The sequence below is a fragment of the Actinoplanes sp. NPDC023801 genome (assembly GCF_040639655.1).
In the GTDB taxonomy this organism is placed as follows: Bacteria; Actinomycetota; Actinomycetes; order Mycobacteriales; family Micromonosporaceae; genus Actinoplanes.
Genome location: NZ_JBFAAI010000087.1, coordinates 1 through 1287 on the forward strand (window position 1 = coordinate 1; position 1287 = coordinate 1287).

1 protein-coding gene is annotated in these 1287 nt (G+C 68.8%); it reads right to left on the reverse strand.

Annotation, left to right across the window (positions count from 1 at the left end; genetic code table 11):
* Positions 1-33: 33 nt before the first annotated feature.
* Entirely contained in the window at positions 34-1059 is a 1026-nt protein-coding gene (locus AB0G04_RS44205) for an IS30 family transposase (RefSeq protein WP_360996764.1), read from the reverse strand.
* Positions 1060-1287 lie beyond the last annotated feature (228 nt).

The window sequence follows — 1287 nt, forward strand, 5'->3', positions numbered from 1 at the left end:
GGCGAATTCGAGCCGTCGTCGCAACACTGGTGCTCAGGATGATGCCACGGCCGTGTGGAACACCTCCGCGGGCGTGCGCCATCCCAAGCATTTGCGGGGCCGGTCATTGAGGCGTTCCTCGACGGCGCGCAGGTCGTCGGGGCTGTGCACGGATAGGTCGCTGCCTTTGGGGAAGTACTGGCGCAGCAGTCCGTTCGTGTTCTCGTTGGTCCCGCGCTGCCACGGTTTGCCGGGGTGGGCGAAGAACACGCCGTCGGTCAGCAACGCGGCGACCTGCCGGTGCGCGGCCATCTCGGAGCCCTGGTCCCAAGTCAGAGTGCACCGGGCGGCCGGTGGCAGGCTGCTGACGGCGGCGGCAAGGGCGTCGTCGACGGCCGTGGCGGTGCGCTGGGCGGGCATGGCGACGAGCCGGACGTAGCGGCTGCGGCGGTCGACCAGCGTGGCGATCGCGGAGGCGTTGCGCCGGCCGCAGATCAGGTCACCTTCCCAGTCACCCACCCGCTCACGAGACTCGACGATGGCTGGGCGGTGGTCGATCAACCGGCTCGGCATGACAAACCGCGGGCTGCGTTCGGTCGGCCTCCGGCGACGCTTGCGCAGTGGGCGGCTGGTGCGCAGCCGCTTGGTCAGTTGACGGCTCAGGCCGCCCTTGCCGCCGTGGTAGAGCGCCTGGTAGATCGTTTCGTGGCAGACGTGCCACTGCGGCCGGTCGGCGTGCGCTTGTCGCAGCCAGCCCGCGATCTGCTCCGGACTCCACTCCAGTTCCAGCTTTGCCTGCACCGCCGCGCGTAGCTCGGCGTCGGCCAGCAGTCGGCCCTGGCGAGGGCGACGAGCTCGCTCCCGAGCACGGCTATGCGCCAGGTCGCCGTCATAGGCGACGTCGTGCGGGCGGGTGTTCCGGCGTAGTTCCCGGCTGATCGTTGACGGCGACCGGCCCACAGCCTCAGCGATCGCGCGGACCCCGAGACCGTCACGGCGCAGGGTGGCGATCCGCTGTCGTTCCAGCAGCGATAGATATCGTCCGCAGCGAGCAGCCTCGGCCAGCCGCACCGGTGGCACGCCGCCGTGTTCGGCTCGCCACCGATAGCCGGTCTTGCGACCGATCCCCAGGATCTTGCACGCCTCCACCGTGCCCACCCCGGCCAGGATCATCTCCCAGTACAGCGTCTCAACGTCCAACCGCCGCTTACGTCCACGTCTCGCCATCAACACACCCATCATGATCATGGATGTTGCAACGAGTACTGGAACCCAAGGATCCCCTACGGGGTCACTCTTCAGGAAGCG